The organism is Brevundimonas bullata, assembly GCF_014207965.1.
Classification (GTDB): Bacteria; Pseudomonadota; Alphaproteobacteria; order Caulobacterales; family Caulobacteraceae; genus Brevundimonas; species Brevundimonas bullata_A.
This window is the reverse complement of the sequence record NZ_JACHLM010000006.1, coordinates 57,022-80,976: the sequence shown is the minus strand read 5'-3', so window position 1 is coordinate 80,976 and position 23,955 is coordinate 57,022. Positions and strand designations below refer to the sequence as shown.

The following is a 23,955-nucleotide window of genomic DNA, read 5'->3' as shown; positions in this document are numbered from 1 at the left end:
GGAGAAAAGACATGCGTAAATCCACCCTGCTGGCCGCTGTCGCGGCTGTTTTCATCGCCACGCCGGTTCTGGCCCAGCAACAGGGCCACGCCGGTCACGGCGACCATGGCTCTGCGCCGCGCGCCCAGGCTTCGGCGGCGACGCCGAGCGGCGTCGTCACCGTCCCGGCGGACGGGGCCATGCTGAATGGCTCGCCGCAGCGTTTCTCGGCGACTTTCCCTCAGCCGATGACCTTGCGCAGCGTCACCATCACGCCGCAGGGCCGTGCGGCCATTCAGGCGCCGGTGACGGCGGCGGCGGCGTCCAGGCAGGTCTCGACGGCCCTGCCGCGTCTCGCGGCGGGCAACTACACCCTGAACTGGACCGCTCAGGGCGCTGATGGGCAAGCCGTGAACGGCGCCGTGCGTTTCATGGTTCACTGACCCCCTGAGGCGAGCGATGACGCCGGATGATCCCGGCGTCATCGCCATTGCCTGACCGCCGCCATGACGACCGGGCGGCGCCTTCAGGAATTGCCTGTCCGTCCCGACGTCCGGCGCGGTTTGCCGCCGCGACGGACGCGCCACTGCACGAAATCGCGCTCTAGCCTGATCCAGAGCAGCACGAAGCCGGACAGGACGACGACGAGCGACAGGGCGCTGGCGGCGATGAGCAGCGGGTGGTTGAAGTTCTCGCCTGTCTTGAAGTCCAGAATGTGCAGGCGCCAGAAGAAGTCGTACAGACGCCAGACGGCGGACCGGCGCGTTATGACCTCGCCGGTGTCGGGCGAGACGTAGAAACGGGTTTTTTCCCGGTCATTGAAATCGACACGCCAGAGCGGACCCGTGCGACCTGTCTCGCGCTTGGCGTCGTTGAGCCGCGTCGCCGCGACGGCCTGGGCCCCGCCGCGATAAACAGCCGTCGCCAGTCGCCGGGCCTCGTCTGCTTCCAGCGGTGCAAACGTCTGACCCGTGCGCGCGTCCAGGGTGATCGGCGCGCCTTCCGTCGGTGTCAGCAGCCAGGCGGGGCCGCGCGGCGTCGATTTAAGCTCGGCGCGCGTCGGCGTCAGATTCCGCTCGGCGACGACCGCGTCGAGGGCGCGTATGCCGGTCAGGTCCAGCGCCTGGGGCTGCGCCGTCCGCACCCTGTGCTCGCCACGGACAGTCTCGATCGGAATGGCGGTCATGACCAGACCGCCGCCGACCCAGAACAGTATCTGCAAACCGACCAGAACCGCGATCCATTTGTGGATCTGGGCGGAAAGACGAAGCAGCTTCATTCGCTTGGAGCCACAGCGACCGGCGTCGTCAGACAGGAGAGGCCCGGACAGGCAAAGTCAGGACAGGCAAGGGTAGGGCAGGCGCGGCTGGTCAAGATTGATCTCCCCCTTGAGACTCGGTTGTCTGACCGACGCCGCGTTTCACCTTAACGCCGGGAAAGGCGGCGGCAAGATCGGCGCAGGGGGCTGTTCAAAGCCGTCGGCGGCGGAGCTAGCGACGCAGGTTCGTGCGGGCCAGTTCGACCACTTCGTCGCCACGTCCGTTGATGATCGCCCGCAGCATATAGAGGCTGAAGCCCTTGGCCTGTTCAAGCTGGATCTTCGGCGGCATCACCAGTTCCTGCTTGGCCGTCACCACGTCGACCAGCGCCGGGCCGGGGTGGGCGAAGGCTTCCATGAGCGCCGCATCGACATCGTCGGACGCCTCGACCCGGATGCCCTTGACCCCCATGGCGCGGGCCATGGCGGCGAAATCGGGGTTTTTCAGGTCGGTGCCGGTGTCCAGATAGCCGCCCGCCTTCATCTCCATGGCCACAAAGCCCAGAGAACCGTTGTTATAGACCACCACCTTCACCGGCAGGTCGAGCTGCGACAGTGTGATGAAGTCGCCCATCATCATGGTGAAGCCGCCGTCTCCGGACAGGGAAACGACCTGGCGGTCGGGCGCGGCGGCCTGGGCGCCGATCCCCTGCAGCATGGCGTTGGCCATGGAGCCGTGGTTGAACGAGCCGAGCAGCCGCCGCCGCCCGTTCATCGTCAGATAGCGCGCCGCCCAGACGGTCGGGGTGCCGACATCGGCGGTGAAGATGGCGTCCTTGGCCGCGATCTCGTCGATGCGGCGGGTCAGATACTGGGGATGGATGGGGCGTCCCCGGACGGACGGGGTCGCAAGGTCGTCGAGCGCCTGACGCGCTGAGGCGTAGTGCTTTAGGGCCCGGTCGAGGAAGTCGCGGTCAGGTCTCGCCTTCAACCGGGGCAGGAGCGCCGTCAGGGTCTCGCCGACGTCGCCGACCAGACCCAGTGTGAGGGGCGCGCGCCGGCCCAGGGCGCCCGGATCGCGATCAACCTGAAGTATTCGCGCCTCCTTCGGATAGAAGGCGCGATACGGGAAGTCGGAGCCGAGCATCAGGACGGTGTCGCTGGACATCAGTGCGTGATAGCCGGACGAGAAGCCGATCAGACCTGTCATGCCCACGTCGAAGGGATTGTCCCATTCGACATGCTCCTTGCCGCGCAGGGCGTGGACGATCGGAGCCTTCAGCCGCTCGGCCAGCTCGACCAGGGCGTCATGATGACCGGCGCACCCGCTGCCCGCGAGAATGGTGACGGCCTGGCTCTGATCCAGCAGGGCGGCGAAGCGATCCATCTCGTCCTCGGGGGGGAGAATCCGGGGCGGGCGGGGCGCCGTATAGCGGGGCGTTGGGGATACCGGCGACGGGGCCAGCGCCACATCACCCGGCAACACGAGGACGGCGACGCCCTTCTGTCCGATTGCAACGTTCAGGGCGCGGTGAAGCATTTCGGGAAGCTGGGCCGGATTGGAAATCAGCTCGACGAAATCCGCGCACTCCCGGAACAGCTCCTGGGGATGGGTTTCCTGAAAATAATTCAGGCCGATCTCGGAGGAGGGAATGTGGGCGGCGATGGCGAGCACCGGCACATGGTTGCGCTTGCAGTCGAACAGACCGTTGATCAGGTGCAGGTTGCCAGGGCCGCAACTGCCGGCGCAGACGGCCAGTTCCCCGGTGATCGCCGCTTCAGCCCCCGCTGCGAAGGCGGCTGTTTCCTCATGGCGCACCGACATCCAGTCGATCCGGCCCATGCGGCGCAGACTGTCGTTCAGTCCGTTCAGACTGTCGCCGGTCACCCCCCATATGCGGGTCACGCCTGCGTCGGCGAGGGTTTCGGCGATAAGGTCGGCGACGGTTTCGGTCATTTCGAACTCCTCTGGCTGGCGATCCTGGCCAAACCTTGTGACGATCCCGCGACCGGATCGGACAGGGGGCGAGCGTCGCCGCCCGGGAGGCGGGATCTCTTCATGCGCGGAGGAGATCCCTGCCCGATACGGCTCAGGCGACAGGTGTCGAGGGGTAGCCGGCTTCGGCGAGCGCGGACTGGACCTGGGCTTGGTTCGAAACGGTGTCGACCGTGACCTCGCGTCGCTCGGTGGAGGTGTCGACCCGGGCGTCGGGGTCCAGGGCCAGGATGGCCTTCGTGACGCCGCTGGCGCAGCCTCCGCAGGCCATTTTCGGAATGCTGAGATGGATCATGGCGATCTCCTTGGGTTTGCAGGAAAACCACGGTCCGGCTTCCAACAGTGGCAATGTCAAGCCTCCGCCGGAATGATAATTCCGGGCTTGACCTTGCCACTGTTGAAAGGCCCATCCTGCCTGCGAAGGGCTGGTCAGCCGAGGCGTTCCCGGGCGCGGCGCCGGAATCGGTCCGTCCGCTCACTGAAGGGAGGCTTCGATGCCCAAGGGTTCCGACATTCTGGTCAGCGCGCTCGAAAACGAGGGCGTTGAACGCATCTTCGGCGTGCCGGGCGAGGAAAACCTCGATCTTGTGGAATCCCTGCGCAATTCAAAGATTGAACTGGTCCTGACCCGGCATGAGCAGGCCGCAGCCTTCATGGCCGCCACCTATGGCCGCCTGACCGGCAAGCCGGGGGTGTGTCTGGCGACGCTTGGTCCCGGCGCCCTGAACTTTTCGACCGGCGCCGCCTATGCCCATCTGGGGGCCATGCCGATGATCCTGATCACCGGCCAGAAGGCGATCATGACGGCCAAACAGGCGCGCTTCCAGATCGTGGACGTAATCGCCTCCATGCGCCCCCTGACCAAGATGACCCGGCAGATTCTGAGCGCCGCCAGCATCCCGACCGTGGTGCGCGACGCTTTCCGCGTGGCCATGGAGGAGCGCCCGGGTCCGGTGCATCTTGAACTGCCCGAGGACGTGGCGTCCGAGACGGCGGATGTCGCGCCCATTCCCATTCACGCCCTGGAACGGCCTGTCGCCACCGAGGCCGCCCTTGATCGGGCAGCCGGGATGATCCTGGCGGCGCAGCGCCCTTTGGTCATGATCGGCGCCGGGGGCAATCGTCCGCGACTGGTCGAACCGCTGTCCGCCTTTGTTCGCGCGACGGGCCTGCCCTTCTTCAACACCCAGATGGGCAAGGGCGCCGTGGATGGCGGCTCGAACCTCTACATGGGCACGGCGGCCCTGTCCGAAGGCGACTATGTGCATGAGGCGATCGGACTGGCTGACCTGATCATCGCCATCGGCCATGATACGGTCGAGAAGCCGCCGTTCCTGATGCGCGACGCCGGGGGGCCGAAGGTGCTGCATGTCGGGGTCCAGTCGGCGACGGTCGAGCAGGTCTATCATCCGGATGCCGAGGTGATCGGCGATATCGGGGCGACGGCCTCGGGGCTGGCCCGGCGCCTGTCGGGGCGACTGGCGCCCCAGACACGGATGCTGGAACTGCGCCAGAGCATCTTGGCGCGCATTGCAGACCGGGCGGACGAGGATCGCTTCCCGGTCACGCCACAGCGCCTGGTGCGCGATGTCCGCGCCGTCATGCCGGACGACGGGATCGTCTGTCTGGACAACGGCATGTACAAGATCTGGTTCGCCCGGAACTACCGGACCCATGTGGCCAACACCCTCCTGCTCGACAATGCACTGGCGACCATGGGGGCGGGTCTGCCGTCGGCGATGATGGCGGCGATGCTGCATCCCGACCGGCGGGTCATGGCGGTGTGCGGCGACGGCGGGTTCATGATGAACTCCCAGGAGATGGAGACGGCCGTCCGTCTGGGCCTCGATCTCGTCGTCCTGGTCCTCAACGACGGGGCCTATGGCATGATCCGCTGGAAGCAGGCGGTCGACGATTTTCCGGATTTCGGCATGACCTTCGGCAATCCGGACTTCGTGCGCTACGCCGAGGCCTACGGCGCCAAGGGCTCCCGCGTGACGTCGGCGGCGGATCTTGGCCCTGTGCTGGAGGCCGCGTTCGCCGGCGGCGGCGTTCACCTGGTGGACTGCGCCATCGACTACTCCGAGAACACCCGGGTGCTGGTCGATGAGCTGAAGACCCGGGCGTCGGCGATCGACCTGTCCTGAGCGTGCCGGAGAATATTATGCTGCAGATCGTACAACCCTACGACCAGGCCCTCATCGCCGGGATCGAGACTGACGACGCGGCGGCGCTGGAGCGAAAGTTGCAGACCGCCCGCGATCTCTTCACGCACCGTGACCGGTGGCTGAAACCGCATGAGCGGGTGGCCGTCCTTCGGCGACTGGCCCAACTGATGGAGGCGCGACGGGAGCATTTCGCGATGCAAATCGCGCGCGAGGGCGGAAAGCCGCTGGCCGACGCCCGGATCGAGGCCGTTCGCGCCATCGACGGGGTCCGGAACGCCGCCGACGAGCTCAGGACCTTCTCCGGACGCGAGATCCCCATGGGCCTGTCGCCCGCATCGGACGACCGCTGGGCCTTCACGACTCGGGAGCCGATCGGGGTGGTGGCCGCGATCTCGGCCTTCAACCATCCCCTGAACCTGATCGTGCACCAGATCGTGCCCGCAATCGCCGCCGGTTGTCCGGTCATTGTGAAGCCGGCCGAGGCTACGCCCCTGTCCTGCCTGGATCTCGTCGCCCTCGTCCGGGAGGCGGGCCTGCCGGAAGCCTGGTGCCAGACCCTGATCACCGCGGACACCGCGCTTGCCGAAAGGCTCGCCACGGATCCGCGCATCGCCTTTCTCAGCTTCATCGGCTCGGCCCGCGTGGGATGGTATCTGCATTCACGCCTGGCGCCCGGCGTGCGTTCCGCGCTGGAACACGGCGGCGCGGCGCCGGCCATCGTCGATCGTAGCGCGGATCTTGACGCCCTGATCGAGCCTGTCGTGAAAGGCGCCTTCTATCATGCCGGGCAGGTCTGTGTGTCGACCCAGCGGCTCTATGTGCATGACGTGGTCTTCGAGGCCGTCGCGGAGCGACTGGTCGCCCGCGTGGCGGCTCTGCGCACGGGCGATCCGACGCGGGAGGACACCGAGGTCGGCCCGCTGATCCGGGGGCGTGAGGCTGATCGGGTGGCGGCCTGGATCGAAGAGGCGGTCGCGGGCGGCGCCCGTCTGGCCATCGGGGGAGGGCGCCTGTCGCCGACAACCCTGGAGCCAGCGGTGCTGCTCGATCCGCCCGCCGAGGCCCGGATTTCGCGCGAGGAGGTGTTCGGGCCCGTGCTGGCTCTCTACCGCTACCAGGATCTAGACGAGGCGATCTCGCGCGCCAACGCTCTGCCGACGGCCTTCCAGGCCAGTGTCTTCGCTCGCGACATCGGTGTCGCGCTCAGGGCGGCGGACCGGCTGGACGCCTCGGCGGTCATGGTCAACGATCCGACCACCTTCCGGACCGACTGGATGCCCTTCGCCGGGCGTCGGACCTCCGGGTACGGGACCGGCGGGATCGGTTACACCCTGCGGGATATGACGCAGGAGAAGATGGTCGTGCTCCGCCGGGGTTGAGACCCTGACGGTCGTTGCGGATGAGGGCGGCCTTGACGCATGGGGCCGAAAGGATTGTCGATGCGGGAAGGCCTGCATCCAGAAGGATCGGAGATGGACATGGCGTCGGCGAAGCATGATGAGGGCGACGGGCACGACCACGGCGAGGTGGTGACGGCGGATAACGAGCGGCGCATCCGCTTCGTCCTGATCTTCACCGCCGGTTACGCCGCCATTCAGGCCATCGGCGGGTGGATGTCCGGCTCTTTGGCCCTGATCGCGGACTCCGGCCACATGGTGTCGGACGCCGCCGCCCTGCTGCTGGCGCTGATCGCCTATCGGGTGGCGCGCCGTCCCGTCGATGGCGTGCGGACCTATGGCTATCACCGCGTGCGGGTGCTGGCGGCGCTGGCCAATGGCGCATCGCTGCTGCTGCTGGTGGCCTGGATCACCTGGGAGGCCGTCAACCGCATCAACCAGCCGGTCGAGGTCATGGCCGGGCCGATGTTGATTGTCGCGACCATCGGTCTGGTGGTGAATCTGGTCGGGGCCTGGATCCTGTCGCGCGGCCGCAAGGGCGACAGCAATCTGCGCGGCGCCCTGCTGCACGTGGTCGGCGACCTGTTGGGCTCGGTCGGGGCGATCGCGGCGGCGATCGGCATCATGCTGACGGGCTGGACGCTGCTTGATCCGCTGCTGTCGGTTCTGGTGGCGCTGCTGGTCGTGCGCTCGGCCTGGTCGCTGGTGAAGGAATCGCTGCGGGTTCTGTTGCAGGCGGTGCCGCGCGGACTGGACGCGCGCAAGGCCGAGACGGATCTGGCGACCCTGCCCGAGATCGAGGAAGCGGGCCATTTCCATGCCTGGACCCTGACCGACGAAACCGTGGTGGCCACCATCCATGTCACGCCTGCGCCGGGGATCGATCCGATCACCCTGCCGGCCCTTGTGGCGAACTGGCTGAAAACCCATCACGCCATTGATCACGTCACCGTTCAGGTTGACGCCCCCGGCGCCTTGCGGCGACCCGCGCCGATCTGAGCCTGTTTTTCGGGCCGTGTTCGGCCGACAGCGAACTGGTTCCAAGGGGCGCTGACTGACAGTCCGTCCCCTGGGGCCGATCAATTCCGTCAGGAGATGACCATGAAGACAGTCACGATCGGGGAGGTCGCCTTCAACAACAGTCGGGCGATGGTGTTGATCGGCGGGGTCAATGTGCTGGAAAGCCGCGATCTGGCCATGACCGTGGCCGAGGCGATGAAGGCGCAGACGCAGCGACTGGGCGTGCCTTTTGTGTTCAAGGGCTCTTTCGACAAGGCCAACCGGTCCTCGAACCGATCCTATCGCGGTCCGGGTCTTGAAGCCGGGCTGCGCATTCTTCAGGAGGTTCGCAGCGAATTCGCGGTTCCCGTGCTGACCGACGTGCATTGGCCGGAGCAGGCTGCGGCGGTCGCGGAGGTCTGCGACATCCTTCAGCTTCCGGCCTTTCTGGCGCGCCAGACCGATCTGATCGAGGCGCTGGCGCGCACCGGACGCGCGATCAACGTCAAGAAGCCCCAGTTCATGAGCCCGCAGCAAATCGCCCATGTGGTCGAGAAATTCGACGATTTCGGCGCCCCGGATGTCATCCTGTGCGAGCGCGGCAGTTCTTTCGGCTATGACAATCTCGTCGTGGACATGCTGGGTTTCGGCGTGATGAAGGCAGTCACTGGCGGGGCGCCGATCGTCTTTGACGCCACCCACGCCCTGCAGACGCGCGCCCCCGGCGCCGCCCAGTCGGGCGGGCGGCGTGAACAGGTGCTGGAACTGGCCCGCTCGGGGCTGGCCCTGGGACTGGCGGGTCTGTTTCTGGAGGCGCACCCCGACCCGGACCGGGCGCTCTGCGACGGCCCCAGCGCCCTGCCGCTGGATCGGTTGGGCGCGGTGCTGGAGCAGGTCAAGGCGGTGGACCATCTGGTCAAGAGTTTCGATCCCGTCGACCTGACCTGAAGCCGGGCGTCTCGCAGGCGCGCTACGATCAGACGCGGCATGTGCGAATGGCGTTGACAGATAACATATGAATACGTATTCATATGTTATCTGTTTTCAGCGGGCGCTGCTCCATGTCTCATTCTCATCACGAACACTCACACGACCACGACCATTCTCACGCGCCGACCGTGACGCGCGACAATGAACGCAAGGTCCTGCTTTCCTTCAGCCTGATCTTCACCTTCATGATCGTCGAGGTGATCGGCGGTCTGGCGTCCGGCTCGCTGGCTCTGCTGGCGGATGCCGGCCACATGCTGACCGACGCCATCGCGCTGGCGCTGGCCTATCTGGCGTTCCGCTTCGGACGCCGCATGGCCGATTCCAAGCGCACCTTCGGTTATATGCGCTTCGAGGTCGTCGCCGGTTTCGTCAATGCGGTGACGTTGTTCGCCATCGTCGGCTGGATCCTGTTTGAGGCGTGGAACCGCTTCAAGGAACCGCACGCCGTTCTGGCCGGCCCGATGTTCTGGGTGGCCGTGGCGGGCCTGCTGGTCAACATCCTGGTGTTCTGGATCCTGACCCGCGGCGACACCGAACACGTCAACATCAAGGGCGCGGCCCTGCATGTGATGGGCGATCTGCTTGGCTCGGTCGGTGCTGTCGCCGCCGCGATCATCATCTCCCTGACGGGCTGGACGCCGATCGACCCGATCCTGTCGGTGCTGGTTTCGCTGCTGATCCTGCGCAGCGCCTGGAAGCTGCTGGGCAAGTCGCTGCACATCCTGCTGGAAGGCGCGCCTGACAACGCCGCGCCTGATGCGGTGACGGCTCACCTGAAGGCCAAGGTGCCGGGTCTGGCCGAGGTCAGCCACGTCCACGTCTGGCAGATCACGTCAGGCCGCACCCTGGCGACCCTGCATGTGCGTCCGGAATCCGACGCTCAGGCGCGGGCCGTGGCGATCGCTGTTGAGCGGGAGTTGAAGTCCAGGTTCAGTATTGAGCATCCCACCGTCGCCGTGGACTGGAACGATGGGTCCGTGGTGTGCAGCCTGTCGTCGCCGCCGGTCAATGACCATGATGCCCACGATCGCTCTGGCCACGATCACTCTGGTCATGACCATTCGGATCACGACCATTCGGGCCATGATCATGGAGATCATGACCACGCCGGTCACGATCACGAGCCAAAGTCCGCAGCGGGGGCGCGCAGGGCGCACGCCCACTGAGGCAGGTGATCCGGCGCCGGGCGACCGGCGCCGGACAGGCTATGTGCGGAGGCTCGTGGATGAGCTTCCGCTCAGTGCCCCATGGTCATCGGCTTGACGAGCATCCAGATCGCCATGCCGACCATCATCAGGTTTTCCGACAGCGAGACGAAACCCAGCGGCACCTTGCTGTCGCCGCCGACGCAGGCGCATTTCAGTTCACGCTTGTCGATATAGACCGCCTTGAACACCGATGCGGCGCCCACGCCGCCGATGAACAGGGCGACCGGGATCGAAACCCACATCAGCGCCCCGGCCAGCATCAGCACACCCGCCAGTGCTTCGGCGAAGGGATAGATCGTCCCATAGGGAACCCAGCGCTTGGCCAGCAGATCATAGTTCAGGAACATGGTGGCGAAGGCGTCCACGTCCTTGAGCTTCTGCAGGGCCAGAAGACACATGGCGATGGCGATGAACCATTCGACGACACGCACCGACATCAGTTCGCCATAGGCGGCCCAGCCCGCCGCGACGGCCATCAGCGCGGCCATGGCGAACAGGGCGATGACGGGCGTATAGGTGACTTCGTCCTTGTCGCGCACTCGCTTGCCGAAGAAGCGCCGCAGGTCGTCGTAGCCGCCGATCCGCTGGCCGTCGATGAAGGTCTGGGGCGTGGTCTGGACGCCGTGTTCGGCCTTGAAGGCGTCGGTTTCCTCACGCGAGGCGAGGTGGTGATCCTGCACCGCATAGCCCTGACTCTTGAGCAGGTGCAGCGCCTTCAGGCCATAGGGGCAGGTGTGGCCCGGCATGACCATTCGGTAAATTTCGGCGCGTTTGGCGGGTGAGGCCATGGTTCCCTCCGGGTTCTAGAGTTTCGCTTTGGCGAACAACTCCGCCAGTTCGGTGAATTTTTCGCGCTGCTGAGCGGCGTCGCCTGACGCAATCGCTTCCTCGACACAGGACGCGGCGTGCGATTTGAGAATCTGGGTTTCGACACGGGCCAGGGCCGCGCGGGCGGCATGGACCTGATAAAGGATATCGATGCAGTAACGGCCGTCCTCCACCATCTGGCTGACGCCGCGAACCTGACCGGAAATCCGGTTCAGGGCGGAGCGGATTGATTTGACGTCTCTGGCCTGCATGTGTCTACCATACCCTGGCTAGGTATCGTGCAAAGCACCGATTTGTTCCCGCCCGGCCTCCCTCCCGAAGGTCTTCATGACTGATCAGTCGATCGCCCGCCGAAACATGGCCGTCCTCACCGCCGCCCAAGCATTGGGCGGCGCCAGCCCGCCGATCGTGATGTCCTTAGGCGGTCTGGTGGGGCAGCACCTGGCCGCCGATCCCGCCTGGGTCACGTTTCCAGTCAGTCTGTTCGGCGTCGGCCTCGCCCTCGGCGCACCGCCGGCGGCCTTCATCATGCGGCGACATGGTCGTCGGAACGGCTATCTGCTGGGCGCGCTGTTCGGCGTCGCCTCCGGTCTCGTGGCGGCCTTCGGCATCTTCATCGCGTCCTTCTGGCTCTTTTGCATAGGCGCCTTCACCGCCGGTCTCTACGGCTCCTATGTTCAGAGCTACCGCTTCGCGGCCGCCGACGGCGCCGAAGGAGACCTGAAAGCAAAGGCGATTTCCTGGGTGATGGTCGGCGGCTTGGTCGCCGCCGTCGTCGGCCCACAACTGGTCATCTGGACCCGGGACGCCGTGCCGGGCACGCCCTACGTCGGCAGTTTCCTCAGTCAGGCCGCCCTGGCCTTGCTGGTCATCCCGGTCCTGTTGCTGCTGCGTTCGCCGCCGGCGGTCGTTCAGTCCGGCGCCGGCGGCGGCCGGTCTCTGGGTCAGATCATGCGCGTTCCGCGTTTCATCCTGGCGGTGGCGACGGGCGTGGTGTCCTACGGCCTGATGGCTTTCGTCATGACGGCCGCCCCGGTGGCCATGGTCAACGCCGGCCATTCGGTGGACAGCGCGGCGCTGGGCATCCAGTGGCATCTGCTGGCCATGTTCGCGCCGAGCTTCTTCACCGGACGGCTGATGGGGCGTTTCGGCAAGGAGCGGGTCGCCGCCGTGGGCATGGTGCTGATCGCCGTCTCGGCGGCTGTCGCCCTGTCAGGCATGGCGGTGGCCAATTTCTGGCTGTCGCTGATGATTATGGGCGTGGGCTGGAATTTCAGCTTCATCGGGGCCACGGCCATGGTGACGGACTGTCATACGGCCGAGGAGCGGGGCAAGGCCCAGGGCGCCAATGACTTCTTCGTCTTCGGGGCCACCGCCATCGTGTCCTTCCTGGCGGGGGCCGTGCTGAACACCTCCGGCTGGCAGGCCATCAACTGGCTGCTGTTTCCGCCTGTCGCCCTGATTCTGGCGCCCCTGCTGTGGCAGGCCGCGCGGCGAAGCGCGCCCCCTTCGATCTGATCGCCGGTTCCTGAGGCCCGGCGTTCCGCGGACGTCTGGACGTCGGCTGTTCGAATATCAGCGATTCAACGCTTGACCTTCCTAGCGTTGGAATCTGCATCACCCATGGAAATCAGCGCCAAGCCGCCTTCGATCAGTGTCGAATCTGCGGCGATTTCCAAGGGGACGACCGATGCGCTTCAACAAGAAGACCGCCGTGATCGCGGCCGCCGGGCTGCTGGCCGCGGCGGGGCTGATCTATGTTCTGCAAACACAGGGCGGGGGCGTGCCGGCCGCCGCTTCCGCCCCGCCGGGAGCGCCCGCCGTTCCCGTCGCCAAGGTCGTCATGCGGGAAATCGCACCGGCTGCGGAATTCACCGGACACCTCGCTGCGCCCGATACCGTCGAGCTGCGCGCCCAGGTCAGCGGCCCGATCATCCGGGTCAGCGTGCCGGAAGGCGGGCTGGTCCAGCGTGGGCAACTGCTCTTCCAGATCGATCCCAGACCATTCCAGGTCGCGCTGGACGGCGCCCAGGCGCAGTTGAGGCAGGCCGAGGCCCTGCTGGCGCAGGCTCAGTCCGATCTGTCGCGGGCTGAGCAACTGGCGCCCGGCGGCGCCATACCGGTCCGCGCCCTTGAGAACGCCCAGAGCAAGGCGCGTCAGTCCGAGGCCCAGGTCGCCGCCGCGCGCGCCGCCGTCGCCGCCGCGCGTCTGGACCTGTCCTACACCCGCGTGACCGCGCCGATCAGCGGCCGGGTCGATCGGGTGCTGGCGACGACCGGCAATATTGTGGCCGCCGGAACCACGCCGCTGACCTCCATCGTCTCGGTGAACCCCGTCTATGCCTATTTCGACATGGATGAGGCGACCTATCTCGACTTCGCACAGCGCGCCCGTCCGAACGGCTCGGGCCGGGCGGGGCGTTTTCCGGTCCAGATCGGGCTGATGAGCGAAGACGGGTTCCCGCATCAGGGCACGCTGGACTTCCTCGGCGCCCAGGTCGATCGCGGCACTGGAACGATCCGCGCGCGTGCGATCGTGGCCAATCCGTCCGGTCAACTGGCGCCGGGTCTTTTCGCCAGGATCCGACTGGATACCGGGGCGCCGCGTCAGGCCATGCTGATCGACGATCAGGCGGTCGGCGCTGAACAGGGCCAGACCTATGTCATGGTTCTGGGTGAAGGAAACACCGCTGAATATCGCCCGGTGTCGCTCGGTCCCGTGGTTGACGGGATGCGTGTGGTGGAGACGGGCCTCAATCCCGGCGACACTGTCATCGTCAAGGGACTGGTGCGTCCCGGCATGAAGGTGACGCCGCAGCCCATGGCGGCCGCCCCGACTGCGGCTGCGACTGCGACGGGGGCTGCGGCCCCTGCTGAGCAGGCGGCCCCGTCGGCGGAGGCCGCCCGATGAAATTTCCCCGTTTCTTTGTGGACCGGCCGATCTTTGCGGTCGTGCTTTCGGTCCTGATGCTGATCGCCGGGGGGCTGGCCTTCATGCGCCTGCCGCTGAGCGAGTATCCCCAGGTGACGCCGCCCACGGTGCAGGTCACGGCCAGCTATCCCGGCGCCAATCCCCAGGTCATCGCCGAGACAGTCTCCGCGCCGCTGGAACAGGCCATCAACGGCGTCGAGGGAATGCTCTATATGGGCTCTCAGGCGGCCACCGACGGCCGCATGACCCTGACGGTCGCCTTCAAACAGGGCACGGACCCTGACCTGGCCCAGATCCAGGTCCAGAACCGTGTGGCCCGCGCGCTGCCGCGTCTTCCCGAAGAGGTGCAGCGCATCGGGGTCGTCACCCAGAAGACGTCGCCTGACGTGCTGATGGTGGTCCACCTGCGGTCGCCCAACGATCGTTATGATTCCCTGTTCGTCTCCAACTATGCGCGCTTGCATATCCGCGATGAACTGGCGCGTCTGCCGGGGGTCGGCGACGTGGTTCTGGGCGGCGAGGGCGAATACGCCATGCGCGCGTGGCTGGATCCTGACAAGGTGGCGGCGCGCGGCCTGACCGCCGGCGACGTGGTCGCGGCCATCCGCGAACAGAACGTCCAGGTCGCCGCCGGCTCCATCGGCCAGCAGCCCAACGCCTCGGCGGCCGCCCAGATCACCGTCAACACCCTGGGGCGGCTGACATCCGAAGAGCAGTTCGGCGACATTGTGATCAAGTCGGGCGATGAGGGGCAGGTTACGCGCCTGCGTGATGTTGCGCGCATCGAACTGGGCGCCGACGCCTATGGCATGCGCAGCCTGCTGAACGGCAAACCCGCCGTGGCCATGCAGATTTTCCAGAGCCCCGGCGCCAATGCGCTGGACGTGTCCGACGCCGTTCGCGGCGCCATGGATCGTTTGCAGACCGAGTTCCCCGAGGGGCTTGAATATCAGATCGCCTATGATCCGACGGTCTTCGTCCGGGCTTCGCTGAAGTCGGTCAGCGTCACCCTGGTGGAAGCCATCCTGCTGGTGGTGCTGGTGGTGGTGCTGTTCCTTCAGTCGTGGCGCGCCTCGATCATTCCGCTGGTGGCGGTGCCGATCTCGCTGGTGGCGACCTTTGCGATGATGCATCTGTTCGGCTTCTCGCTGAACACCCTGTCGCTGTTCGGCCTGGTGCTGTCGATCGGCATCGTGGTCGATGACGCCATCGTCGTGGTGGAAAACGTCGAGCGTCACATCGCCATGGGCAAGTCGCCCAAGGAGGCGGCGCGCGCGGCCATGGACGAGGTGACGGGGCCGATCCTGGCCATCACCTCGGTGCTGGCGGCGGTCTTCATTCCCTCCGCCTTCCTGTCGGGCCTGCAGGGCGAGTTCTATCGCCAGTTCGCCCTGACCATCGCCATCTCGACCATCTTCTCGGCGGTCAACTCTCTGACCCTGTCTCCGGCCCTGGCGGGCGTGCTGCTGAAGCCGCACCACGGCGATGCGCCGCGCGACCGGCTGACCCGGATCATCGATCGCCTGTTCGGCGGCTTCTTCCGCCGCTTCAACGGCGCCTTTGATCGTGCGTCCAACGGCTATGTCTGGTCGGTGAAGCGCGCGGTGCGGGTCACGGGACTGGTTCTGATCGTCTATGGCGGTCTGATCGGCCTGACGTGGCTGGGCTTCAACCATATCCCCAACGGTTTCGTGCCGCCGCAGGACAAATACTATCTGGTCGGCGTGGTTCAGTTGCCCACGGGCGCCTCTCTGGACCGCACCGAGGCGGTGGTGAAGCAGGTGTCCGATACGGCTCTGAAGACGCCCGGCGTCGAAAGCGTCGTCGCCTTCCCTGGTCTGTCGGTCAACGGCGGGGCCAACATCCCCAATGCGGCCCTCATGTTCGTGATGCTGGACCCGTTCGACCAGCGCAAGACGCCTGATCTGTCGGCCAACGCCATCGCTGGTCGCCTGATGGGGCAGTTCAGCCAGATTCCCGACGGCTTCATCGGCGTCTTCCCGCCGCCGCCGGTGCCGGGACTGGGCGCCATGGGCGGGTTCAAACTCCAGATCGAGGATCGGGCGGGACTGGGCTTCGACGCCCTGGCCAAGGCCCAGGGCGAGGTCATGGCCAAGGCCTATCAGACGCCGGAACTGGCCGGCATGCTGGCCAGCTTCCAGACCAATGCGCCACAGATTCAGGTCGATATCGACCGGGTCAAGGCGCGGGCCATGGGCGTGCCCCTGACGACCGTTTTCGAGGCTTTGCAGGTCAATCTCGGCTCGATGTATGTGAACGACTTCAATCGTTTCGGCCGGACCTATCGCGTCATGGTCCAGGCGGACGCGCCGTTCCGTCAGCAGGCCGAGGACATCGGCCAGCTCAAGGTGCGCAACGCCTCGGGCGAAATGATCCCTCTGGCCTCTCTGGTCCGCATCACGCGCAGTTCGGGACCGGACCGGGTCATGCACTATAACGGCTATCCGTCCGCCGACATCAGCGGCGGCGCCGCGCCCGGCTATTCTTCAGGCCAGGCGACGGCGGCGATCGAGCGGATCGTGCAGGAAACCCTGCCGGCGGGCATGACCTATGAATGGACCGATCTGACGTTCCAGGAGAAGCAGGCGGGCAACACGGCCATGTATGTCTTCCCGCTGGCGGTCCTGCTCGCCTTCCTGATCCTGGCGGCCCAGTATAATAGCTGGTCCCTGCCTCTGGCGGTGCTGCTGATCGCGCCCATGGCCCTTCTGTCGGCGATCGTCGGCGTGTGGCTGTCGGGGGGCGACAACAACATCTTCACCCAGATCGGCTTTGTGGTGCTGGTGGGGCTGGCGGCCAAGAACGCCATCCTGATCGTCGAGTTCGCCCGCGCCAGGGAACATGACGGGGTCGATCCGCTCGGCGCCGTTCTGGAAGCCGCCCGTCTGCGTCTGCGGCCCATTCTGATGACCTCGCTCGCCTTCATCGCCGGTGTCGTGCCGCTGGTGCTGGCCACGGGCGCGGGGGCGGAGATGCGGCACGCCATGGGCATCGCCGTTTTCTCGGGGATGCTGGGCGTGACCCTGTTCGGTCTGCTGCTGACCCCGGTTTTCTACGTGATCGTGCGCCGTTTCGAACTGCGTCGTGAGCGCCGCCGCAATGCGGCCCGACACATCGCGCCGACGGCCGAGTGATGCCGTGGTCGTCCTCCGTTCAACGGCCCTCGCGGTCAGGACGGAGGACGACGCGGCCAACCCACAAGGAGAATGACTCCATGAAATCCTCTTCTCTGCTTCGTCCGGGCCGCAGGCTCGCTTACGGCGTCGCCCTGTCGGCGGTCTTTGCGGTGGCCGGTTGCGCCATGGCGCCGACGACGGTGCGGCCCGTCGCGCCGGTGGCGGCGGCCTATCCTTCGCAGGCGGATCAGGCGGCCGCTCCGGCTGCGGTTGCGGCGGCTGATCTGGGCTGGCGCGATGTCTTTCGTGATCCGGTCCTGCAACAGCTTATCGCGACCTCACTGGACGCCAACCGCGACCTGAGGGTCGCCGCCCTGAATGTTGAGGCGGCGCGCGCCCAGTATCGCATCCGGCGCGCTGACAGCCTGCCCCGCATCGACGGCGTCGCCGCGGGCGTGTCGCAGAGGACGCCGGCGGATCTCAGCCCAACCGGTCAGTCCGAGGTGACGCGCGCCTATGAGGCGGGCGGGGCGGTCACGGCCTGGGAGCTGGACCTCTGGGGCCGTGTGCGCAGCCTCAATGACCAGGCCCTGGCGACCTGGCTTGCGCTGGACGAGACGCGGACGGCCGCGCAACTCAGTCTGGTGTCGGAGGTGGCGACCGCCTATTTCACCCTGCGCACCGATCAGGCCCTGCTGGAACTGGCCAGGGACACCGCCGAAGCCCAGCGGCGCTCTCATGAACTGACCCAGCTTCTGGCCGAGGTCGGGGAGGCGGGCGAACTCGATGTCCGCAGGACCGAGATCGCGCTTCGCTCCGCCGAGGCGGATCAGGCGGTTTACGAACGGCAGGCGGCTCAGGATCTCAACGCCTTGACCCTGCTGATCGGCCAGCCTCTGGATGCGGACCTGGCCCGGACGCTTCAGGCATGGGCGGGCGAACCGCTGCCGGATGATGTGGTCGAGGCGAACCTGCCCGCCGGTCTGCCATCCGATCTGCTGGACCGACGACCGGATATCCGCGCCGCCGAACAGATGCTGCGCGGCGCCGACGCCAATATCGGCGCCGCGCGCGCGGCCTTCTTTCCGACGATCACCCTGACGGGCTCGGCAGGATCGGCCAGCAGCGATCTGGACAATCTGTTCAGCGCCGGAACCAGAAGCTGGAGTTTCGCGCCCCGGCTCAGCCTGCCGATTTTCAACGGCGGCGCCCTGTCGGCCAATCTGGACCTCGCCAAGGTGCGGCAGAGAATCGAGGTGGCGCGTTATGAGCGGGCCGTTCAGGCGGGCTTCCGGGAGGTCGCCGATGGGCTTGCCGCGCGCGACGCCCTCGAACGACAGATCCTTTCCGAACAGCAAAGGGTGGATGCGAGCCGCCGCGCCTATGATCTGGCGCAGAGGCGGCATCAGGAAGGCGAGGACAGTTCGCTGTCGGTTCTGGACGCCCAGCGCACCCTTTATGGATCGGAACAGGCGCTGCTGCGCGCCCGTCTGGCCCGGCTGAGCAATCTGACGACCCTCTACAAGGCGCTGGGCGGCGGCTGGACCGAACAGACGCAGACAGGCGGTCGCACTTGATTGGAGCGACGCCCTGTCTCACGATACATGAACAGGTGAAGACATCGCCATATGTTTAATGATGCGGGGAAGCGTACGCCATGTCGGAACGGGCCAGCGACGAAAAGGTGCCAGCGCTGGATACGCGCCAACTGTCGGCTCTTGCAGAGACCTTTCGTCTGCTGGGCGATCCGACCCGTCTGAGAATCCTCATGTTCTGTCTGAATGGCCCGAAGCCTGTCAAGCAGATCGCCGACAGCCTGGACCTGTCCCAGACCCTCGTCAGCCACCATCTCAGGCTTCTGCGCGGGGCGCGCTTGGTCCGGGGAGAACGTTCCTCGCGGCAGGTTTTCTACGAGGTGGCCGATCATCATGTCAGTCATGTGCTGATCGACATGCTTCACCACATCAATGAGGATGAGGACGCCTGAAGACGACGGCGGCGATTGGGCGCTGTTCGGAAAAGGGTTCAGGCGCACCAGGGACTGGTGCGCCTGCCATGGCGTTCTCGAAGGTTTCTGTCCGATGACGCCAACTCCACCGTCACATCGGGGGAGGGAACGGACGGGCGGCGAAGGGGCGGCCTTTACCGGTTCCGGGTATCGAGCCAGGACTGCATCATGGCGATCTCCGCCTCTTGGGCGGTGATGACGGACTCGGCGAGCCGGCGAACCTCCGGATCCCGTCCATGTTCCAGCGCGACGCGGGCCATGTCGATGGCCCCCTGATGGTGTGGAATCATTCCCTTCATGAAATCGACGTCGGCGTCGCCGGTGAAATCGATGGTCATGTCGGCGTGCATCCGGTCGTTGGCTTCCTGATAGGCGCGCACGGCAGGATTGCCGGAAGGGACGGGGGCGGGGTGATTGGCGTGGCTGTTCTGGGTCATGGCGTGTTCCGAATCTCCTTTGACGATCTGGGACTGGGCATAGGCGAGACCGCTGGCGGCCAGGGCGACGCCGGCGATGAAGATGACGGTGAGAGCCTTCGCTTGCATGTCGGAAGAGCTCAGAGGGGCCGGGCGGTGTATCCGTCGTCCGCCAGCGCCTGCTGGATGGCGTCGGCGTCGGCGGTGGTGGTCACCGAGATGGTGCGCGACACCGTATCGGCCTCGAGACGGGCGTTCGGATCCACCGTGGCGATGGCCTGGGTGATGTGCTTCACGCACGAGCCGCAGGTCATGTTTTCGACGTGGAACTGCATGGGAAAAGTCCTTTCGCATCGGTTGGTGAGAGATGAAATGCCCCTTGCCATCGTTGGAAGGTCAAGGATGGTCGCGACTTTTTTTGGGGAGTTGACATTCCAACAATGGGAAGCCCCATCATCCCTGCGAACTCTAGTCACCCGTGTGAGGATCGCGCGATGAACGCCCCCTATGCGCCGACGAAAACCGTCGGCTCCCCGTTGAGTCTGCCGATCGAAGGCATGACCTGCGCGTCCTGCGTCGGCCGCGTCGAACGCGCCATCAGCAAGGCGCCGGGCGTGGCCGCGGTCAGCGTCAACCTCGCCACGGAGCGGGCCGACATCCAGGCGAGCGGACCGATCCAGATGGCAGACCTCGTCAAGGCTGTGGAATCGGCCGGTTACACCGTTCCGGCCGCCAGCGTCGAACTGGCGATTGAGGGCATGACCTGCGCGTCCTGCGTCGGGCGGGTCGAAAAGGCGCTGAAGGCGACGCCGGGCGTGGTGAGCGCCAGCGTGAACCTGGCCACAGAACGGGCCACGATCCAGGGGGCGGCGGACGTGTCGGCCCTGATCGCCGCCGTGGCTGGCGCGGGCTATACGGCGCGTCCGCTGAGCGACGCTGCGGATGCGGGCGAAGAAGCGGCCGAGCGCAAGGACGCCGAACGCGCCGCCCTGAAGCGTGATCTGATCATCGCCGCCGCTCTGAGCCTTCCGGTCTTCCTGCTGGAGATGGGGTCGCACCTCATTCCGGGCGTCCATGCGATGATCGCAGGGACCATCGGCATGCAGGCCAGTTGGTATCTGCAGTTTGCCCTGACCACGCTGGTGCTGGCCGTGCCGGGCGCGCGTTTCTACAAGAAGGGTCTGCCCGCCCTGGGGCGTCTGGCGCCGGACATGAACTCGCTGGTGTCTGTCGGCACCCTGGCGGCCTATGCCTATTCCCTGGTGGCGACCTTCGCTCCGGCGCTACTGCCGGCGGGAACGGTCAATGTCTATTACGAGGCGGCCGCCGTCATCGTCACCCTGGTCCTGCTGGGGCGCTTCCTTGAGGCCCAGGCCAAGGGCCGCACTTCCGAGGCCATCAAGCGTCTGGTCGGGCTTCAGGCCAAGACCGCGCGCGTGCGCCGCGACGGCATGATGGTCGAAATCGCCATCACCGAGGTGGCGGCTGGCGATCTGGTCGAGGTCCGTCCCGGCGAGCGCGTTCCGGTCGACGGCGAAGTCGTCGAGGGCGAAAGCTATGTCGATGAATCCATGATCACCGGCGAGCCGGTCCCTGTGGCCAAGACTTCGGGCGCAGCTCTGGTGGGCGGCACTGTCAATCAGAAGGGCGCCCTGGTGTTCCGCGCCACGGCGGTCGGCGACGGCACCATGCTGTCCCAGATCATTCGCATGGTCGAACAGGCCCAGGGCTCCAAGCTGCCGATCCAGGCGCTGGTCGACAAGGTGACGATGTGGTTCGTTCCGGCGGTCATGGCTGTTGCCGCCCTGACCTTCCTGGTCTGGCTGGTGTTCGGTCCGTCGCCTGCGCTCACCTTCGCCCTGGTCAATGCGGTGGCTGTGCTGATCATCGCCTGCCCGTGCGCCATGGGTCTGGCGACGCCGACCTCCATCATGGTCGGCACCGGTCGCGGCGCCGAACTGGGCGTGCTGTTCCGCAAGGGCGAGGCGCTGCAACTGCTCAAGGACGCCAAGGTCGTGGCCGTCGACAAGACCGGCACCCTGACGGAAGGTCGTCCCGCCCTGACGGACCTGCAGATTGAACCCGGCATGGAGCGCGCCCGCGTTCTGGCTCTGGTGGCTGCGGTCGAGGCCAAGTCCGAACACCCCATCGCCCGCGCCATTGTCGAGGCCGCCGAGGCCGAGGGTCTGACGCTGCCGCTGGTTTCGGCCTTTGAGTCCGTTACGGGACGTGGCGTGACCGCGACAGTGGACGGCGAGGCCGTGCAGATCGGTTCGGATCGCTACATGGGCGAACTGGGACTGGACGTGGGCGTCTTCGCCGCCGCCGCTGGCCGCATGGGCGATGAGGGCAAGACGCCGCTCTACGCCGCCATCGGCGGACGTCTGGCGGCGATCATCGCGGTGGCCGATCCGATCAAGGCCAGCACTCCGGCGGCCATCGCCGCCCTGCACGGACTGGGCCTGAAGGTGGCGATGATCACCGGCGACAACCGCCGCACCGCCGCCGCCATCGCCCGCCAATTGGGCATCGACGAAGTCGTGGCCGAGGTGTTGCCGGACGGCAAGGTCGAGGCGGTCCGCCGTCTCAAGGGCGAGCATGGCCGGGTCGCCTTCGTCGGCGACGGCATCAATGACGCCCCCGCGCTGGCGGAATCGGATGTGGGCCTGGCGGTCGGCAACGGCACGGATATCGCCATCGAGGCGGCCGATGTGGTGTTGATGTCGGGCAGCCTGAAGGGCGTGGCCACGGCCATCGCCCTGTCGCGGGCCACCATCGGCAACATCCGCCAGAACCTGTTCTGGGCCTTCGTCTATAACGCCGCGCTCATCCCTGTCGCCGCCGGCGTGCTGTATCCTGTGTGGGGTGTCTTGCTGTCGCCCGTGTTCGCGGCGGGCGCCATGGCCATGTCCAGCGTGTTCGTGCTTGGCAACGCCCTGCGGCTGCGTGGCTTCCGGTCGCCGCAGGGCGGCGAGGGCGATGGCGCGGGACGGCTTGGGTGAATAGGAGAGATCAGTATGAATATCGGTCAGGCAGCTAAGGCTTCCGGCGTATCCGCCAAGATGATCCGCTACTATGAGCAGACCGGACTGATCCCGGTGGCGGACAGAAAGGAGTCGGGCTATCGCGACTATTCGGACGCGGACGTGCACCGGTTCCGGTTCATCCGGCGCGCCCGCGACCTCGGTTTTTCCGTCGCTGAGATTCAGGACCTGCTGAGTCTGTGGAACGACCGGTCGCGTCAAAGTGCTGATGTAAAACGCATCGCCAGCGCGCATATCGCGGTGCTCAATGCGCGAATCGCCAGCCTCAGGCAGATGTCTGAAACCCTGCAGACGCTGATCGCCTGTTGCGCGGGCGACAATCGCCCCGACTGTCCGATCCTAATGGATCTGGAAGAAACCTCGGAAGCGCCGCCGACCGGTGTCCGGTCGGCTGGCGGGGTCGGTCAACTGAAGTCGCGCGTCTGAGCGATGACGGGGGTCGGATGATATGCATCCGACCCCCGCGCCGGGTCAGGCGTCGACCTTGATCACCCCGCGCCGGATCTGGTCGAGCTCGATCGATTCGAACAGGGCCTGGAAGTTGCCGTTGCCGAACCCTTCGTTGCCCTTGCGCTGGATGATTTCGAAGAAGATGGGTCCGAACAGATTCTCGGTGAATATCTGCAGCAGAATGCCTTCCTCGCCGACGTTTCCGTCGATGAGGATGCGGTTCGCCTTCAGCCGCTCCAGATCCTCGCCGTGGCCGGGCACCCGCTTGTCGACCAGTTCGTAATAGGTCTCGATCGTGTCCTGCAATCGTACGCCACGGGCGCGCAGGGCTTCGACGGTTTCGTAGATGTTATCCGTGGTCATGGCCAAGTGCTGGATGCCCTCGCCGTTGTATTCACGGATAAACTCCTCGATCTGGGACTGGTCGTCCTCGCTCTCGTTCAGCGGAATGCGGATGGCCTTGTCCGGCGCGATCATCGCCTGGGAGATGAGGCTGGTGGCCTGGCCCTTGATGTTGAAATACTTCTGCTCCTCGAAGCCGAAAATCTGGTTGTAGAAGCCGGACCAGGTCCGCATCTGGCCCCGACGGACGTTGTGGGTGAGGTGATCCAGGATATCGAGGCCGACGCTGTTTGCGGCCTCGGCCTCGCGCCATCCGTCGATCTCGGTCCAATCGTCGTACAGCGACCCGGCTGCGCCGTGGCGGTCGACGAGATAGAGGTAGGAGCCGCCGATGCCTTCCAGCACCATGGCGTCAGCGCCGAGCGCGCCGGCGGCGGCGTCGGCGGCGCGCGCACCGCGCGACAGGGCCAGATCATAGGCCTGGCGAGCGTTGGCCACGCGGAAGGCCATACCGCTGGCTGAAGGCCCGTGCAGCGCCCGGAACGCAGCCGCCTGTCCGGTCGCTTCGCTGTTGACGAGCAGATTGGTGCGCCCCTGCTTGTAGCGAACCACCGCCTTCGTCGGGTGACGGTGTGTGGCGACGAAGCCGAGGCGTTCGATCAAGGTGGTCATCGCCTCGGGATCGGGGCTGGTGAATTCCACGAATTCGAAGCCGTCCAGACCAATGGGGTTCTCGGGGGTGATGCTCATGGGGGTGTCTCCGGCATTCTTTGACGGCGCGTCTGTGACAGATGGCGCAGGCG

General features: G+C 66.2%; 21 protein-coding genes. 13 read left to right on the top strand and 8 right to left on the bottom strand.

Annotated features, from left to right (window positions below):
- Positions 1–11: 11 nt before the first annotated feature.
- On the top strand, positions 12–422 hold the full coding sequence (locus tag HNP51_RS15470) for a copper resistance CopC family protein (protein ID WP_184273077.1): 411 nt from the start codon (positions 12–14) through the stop codon (positions 420–422).
- Positions 423–505: 83 nt separating this feature from the next.
- On the opposite strand, the gene HNP51_RS15465 is transcribed toward HNP51_RS15470, so the two are convergent.
- The 3 genes from HNP51_RS15465 to HNP51_RS15455 form a co-directional block, all read right to left on the bottom strand.
- Entirely contained in the window at positions 506–1,258 is a 753-nt protein-coding gene (locus tag HNP51_RS15465; RefSeq protein WP_184273080.1) for a PepSY domain-containing protein, read from the bottom strand.
- A gap of 211 nt (positions 1,259–1,469) precedes the next feature.
- Positions 1,470–3,194, bottom strand: a complete 1,725-nt coding sequence (gene poxB / locus HNP51_RS15460; RefSeq protein ID WP_184273083.1) for a ubiquinone-dependent pyruvate dehydrogenase — start codon at positions 3,192–3,194, stop codon at positions 1,470–1,472.
- A gap of 133 nt (positions 3,195–3,327) precedes the next feature.
- Positions 3,328–3,528 (bottom strand): heavy-metal-associated domain-containing protein, encoded by a 201-nt coding sequence (locus tag HNP51_RS15455; RefSeq protein ID WP_184273086.1) that lies wholly within the window; start codon positions 3,526–3,528, stop codon positions 3,328–3,330.
- Positions 3,529–3,727: 199 nt separating this feature from the next.
- On the opposite strand from HNP51_RS15455, the gene HNP51_RS15450 reads away from it, so the two are divergent.
- The 5 genes from HNP51_RS15450 to HNP51_RS15430 all read left to right on the top strand — a co-directional run bounded on the left by HNP51_RS15450 (position 3,728) and on the right by HNP51_RS15430 (position 9,953).
- Complete coding sequence (locus tag HNP51_RS15450; RefSeq protein ID WP_184273089.1) at positions 3,728–5,380, top strand: acetolactate synthase large subunit; 1,653 nt, start codon at positions 3,728–3,730, stop codon at positions 5,378–5,380.
- Positions 5,381–5,397: 17 nt separating this feature from the next.
- On the top strand, positions 5,398–6,780 hold the full coding sequence (locus tag HNP51_RS15445) for an aldehyde dehydrogenase family protein (RefSeq protein WP_184273092.1): 1,383 nt from the start codon (positions 5,398–5,400) through the stop codon (positions 6,778–6,780).
- A gap of 99 nt (positions 6,781–6,879) precedes the next feature.
- Complete coding sequence (locus tag HNP51_RS15440) at positions 6,880–7,797, top strand: cation diffusion facilitator family transporter (protein WP_184273095.1); 918 nt, start codon at positions 6,880–6,882, stop codon at positions 7,795–7,797.
- 96 nt (positions 7,798–7,893) lie between these two features.
- Positions 7,894–8,745 carry a 3-deoxy-8-phosphooctulonate synthase gene (gene kdsA, locus HNP51_RS15435; RefSeq protein ID WP_184273098.1) on the top strand — a complete coding sequence of 284 codons (852 nt, stop codon included), beginning with the start codon at positions 7,894–7,896 and terminating at the stop codon, positions 8,743–8,745.
- Positions 8,746–8,858: 113 nt separating this feature from the next.
- A complete protein-coding gene (locus HNP51_RS15430) occupies positions 8,859–9,953 on the top strand; it encodes a cation diffusion facilitator family transporter (protein WP_184273101.1) in 1,095 nt (364 codons plus the stop codon).
- 71 nt (positions 9,954–10,024) lie between these two features.
- On the opposite strand, the gene HNP51_RS18905 is transcribed toward HNP51_RS15430, so the two are convergent.
- Positions 10,025–10,783 (bottom strand): glutaredoxin family protein, encoded by a 759-nt coding sequence (locus HNP51_RS18905; RefSeq protein ID WP_184273105.1) that lies wholly within the window; start codon positions 10,781–10,783, stop codon positions 10,025–10,027.
- A 15-nt stretch (positions 10,784–10,798) separates the two neighbouring features.
- Positions 10,799–11,074: a metal-sensitive transcriptional regulator gene (locus HNP51_RS15420; protein WP_184273108.1), complete on the bottom strand. Its 276-nt coding sequence runs from the start codon at positions 11,072–11,074 to the stop codon at positions 10,799–10,801.
- Positions 11,075–11,150: 76 nt separating this feature from the next.
- Here HNP51_RS15420 and HNP51_RS15415 point away from each other — a divergent pair, with 76 nt between their 5' ends.
- From HNP51_RS15415 to HNP51_RS15395, 5 genes are all read left to right on the top strand, one after another.
- Complete coding sequence (locus HNP51_RS15415; RefSeq protein WP_184273111.1) at positions 11,151–12,341, top strand: MFS transporter; 1,191 nt, start codon at positions 11,151–11,153, stop codon at positions 12,339–12,341.
- 172 nt (positions 12,342–12,513) lie between these two features.
- A complete protein-coding gene (locus tag HNP51_RS15410) occupies positions 12,514–13,734 on the top strand; it encodes an efflux RND transporter periplasmic adaptor subunit (protein ID WP_184273114.1) in 1,221 nt (406 codons plus the stop codon).
- Complete coding sequence (locus tag HNP51_RS15405) at positions 13,731–16,910, top strand: efflux RND transporter permease subunit (RefSeq protein ID WP_184273117.1); 3,180 nt, start codon at positions 13,731–13,733, stop codon at positions 16,908–16,910. Before HNP51_RS15410 ends, HNP51_RS15405 begins: the two co-directional genes overlap by 4 nt.
- Positions 16,911–16,990: 80 nt before the next feature.
- Positions 16,991–18,469, top strand: a complete 1,479-nt coding sequence (locus HNP51_RS15400; protein ID WP_184273120.1) for an efflux transporter outer membrane subunit — start codon at positions 16,991–16,993, stop codon at positions 18,467–18,469.
- A gap of 80 nt (positions 18,470–18,549) precedes the next feature.
- On the top strand, positions 18,550–18,879 hold the full coding sequence (locus HNP51_RS15395; RefSeq protein WP_184273123.1) for a helix-turn-helix transcriptional regulator: 330 nt from the start codon (positions 18,550–18,552) through the stop codon (positions 18,877–18,879).
- Between the two features lie 155 nt (positions 18,880–19,034).
- On the opposite strand, the gene HNP51_RS15390 is transcribed toward HNP51_RS15395, so the two are convergent.
- Positions 19,035–19,445, bottom strand: coding sequence for a DUF305 domain-containing protein (locus HNP51_RS15390; RefSeq protein ID WP_184273126.1), 411 nt, complete (start codon positions 19,443–19,445; stop codon positions 19,035–19,037).
- A gap of 11 nt (positions 19,446–19,456) precedes the next feature.
- On the bottom strand, positions 19,457–19,651 hold the full coding sequence (locus HNP51_RS15385) for a heavy-metal-associated domain-containing protein (protein WP_184273131.1): 195 nt from the start codon (positions 19,649–19,651) through the stop codon (positions 19,457–19,459).
- Between the two features lie 159 nt (positions 19,652–19,810).
- Between HNP51_RS15385 and HNP51_RS15380 the strand changes: the two genes are divergently transcribed.
- Entirely contained in the window at positions 19,811–22,318 is a 2,508-nt protein-coding gene (locus tag HNP51_RS15380; protein WP_224762239.1) for a heavy metal translocating P-type ATPase, read from the top strand.
- 15 nt (positions 22,319–22,333) lie between these two features.
- The gene (cueR, locus tag HNP51_RS15375; protein WP_184273134.1) at positions 22,334–22,786 is read left to right on the top strand and encodes a Cu(I)-responsive transcriptional regulator; all 453 of its coding nucleotides are present in this window, start codon (positions 22,334–22,336) and stop codon (positions 22,784–22,786) included.
- Positions 22,787–22,831: 45 nt separating this feature from the next.
- On the opposite strand, the gene hppD is transcribed toward cueR, so the two are convergent.
- Positions 22,832–23,902 (bottom strand): 4-hydroxyphenylpyruvate dioxygenase, encoded by a 1,071-nt coding sequence (gene hppD / locus HNP51_RS15370; protein WP_184273137.1) that lies wholly within the window; start codon positions 23,900–23,902, stop codon positions 22,832–22,834.
- Positions 23,903–23,955 lie beyond the last annotated feature (53 nt).

Bases quoted from the DNA above. Each gene is read 5' to 3' on its own strand.
- HNP51_RS15470 (WP_184273077.1), top strand. From the start codon at position 12: ATGCGTAAATCCACCCTGCTGGCCGCTGTCGCGGCTGTTTTCATCGCC.
- HNP51_RS15465 (WP_184273080.1), bottom strand. From the start codon at position 1,258: ATGAAGCTGCTTCGTCTTTCCGCCCAGATCCACAAATGGATCGCGGTT.
- poxB (WP_184273083.1), bottom strand. From the start codon at position 3,194: ATGACCGAAACCGTCGCCGACCTTATCGCCGAAACCCTCGCCGACGCA.
- HNP51_RS15455 (WP_184273086.1), bottom strand. From the start codon at position 3,528: ATGATCCATCTCAGCATTCCGAAAATGGCCTGCGGAGGCTGCGCCAGC.
- HNP51_RS15450 (WP_184273089.1), top strand. From the start codon at position 3,728: ATGCCCAAGGGTTCCGACATTCTGGTCAGCGCGCTCGAAAACGAGGGC.
- HNP51_RS15445 (WP_184273092.1), top strand. From the start codon at position 5,398: ATGCTGCAGATCGTACAACCCTACGACCAGGCCCTCATCGCCGGGATC.
- HNP51_RS15440 (WP_184273095.1), top strand. From the start codon at position 6,880: ATGGCGTCGGCGAAGCATGATGAGGGCGACGGGCACGACCACGGCGAG.
- kdsA (WP_184273098.1), top strand. From the start codon at position 7,894: ATGACCATGAAGACAGTCACGATCGGGGAGGTCGCCTTCAACAACAGT.
- HNP51_RS15430 (WP_184273101.1), top strand. From the start codon at position 8,859: ATGTCTCATTCTCATCACGAACACTCACACGACCACGACCATTCTCAC.
- HNP51_RS18905 (WP_184273105.1), bottom strand. From the start codon at position 10,783: ATGGCCTCACCCGCCAAACGCGCCGAAATTTACCGAATGGTCATGCCG.
- HNP51_RS15420 (WP_184273108.1), bottom strand. From the start codon at position 11,074: ATGCAGGCCAGAGACGTCAAATCAATCCGCTCCGCCCTGAACCGGATT.
- HNP51_RS15415 (WP_184273111.1), top strand. From the start codon at position 11,151: ATGACTGATCAGTCGATCGCCCGCCGAAACATGGCCGTCCTCACCGCC.
- HNP51_RS15410 (WP_184273114.1), top strand. From the start codon at position 12,514: ATGCGCTTCAACAAGAAGACCGCCGTGATCGCGGCCGCCGGGCTGCTG.
- HNP51_RS15405 (WP_184273117.1), top strand. From the start codon at position 13,731: ATGAAATTTCCCCGTTTCTTTGTGGACCGGCCGATCTTTGCGGTCGTG.
- HNP51_RS15400 (WP_184273120.1), top strand. From the start codon at position 16,991: ATGAAATCCTCTTCTCTGCTTCGTCCGGGCCGCAGGCTCGCTTACGGC.
- HNP51_RS15395 (WP_184273123.1), top strand. From the start codon at position 18,550: ATGTCGGAACGGGCCAGCGACGAAAAGGTGCCAGCGCTGGATACGCGC.
- HNP51_RS15390 (WP_184273126.1), bottom strand. From the start codon at position 19,445: ATGCAAGCGAAGGCTCTCACCGTCATCTTCATCGCCGGCGTCGCCCTG.
- HNP51_RS15385 (WP_184273131.1), bottom strand. From the start codon at position 19,651: ATGCAGTTCCACGTCGAAAACATGACCTGCGGCTCGTGCGTGAAGCAC.
- HNP51_RS15380 (WP_224762239.1), top strand. From the start codon at position 19,811: ATGAACGCCCCCTATGCGCCGACGAAAACCGTCGGCTCCCCGTTGAGT.
- cueR (WP_184273134.1), top strand. From the start codon at position 22,334: ATGAATATCGGTCAGGCAGCTAAGGCTTCCGGCGTATCCGCCAAGATG.
- hppD (WP_184273137.1), bottom strand. From the start codon at position 23,902: ATGAGCATCACCCCCGAGAACCCCATTGGTCTGGACGGCTTCGAATTC.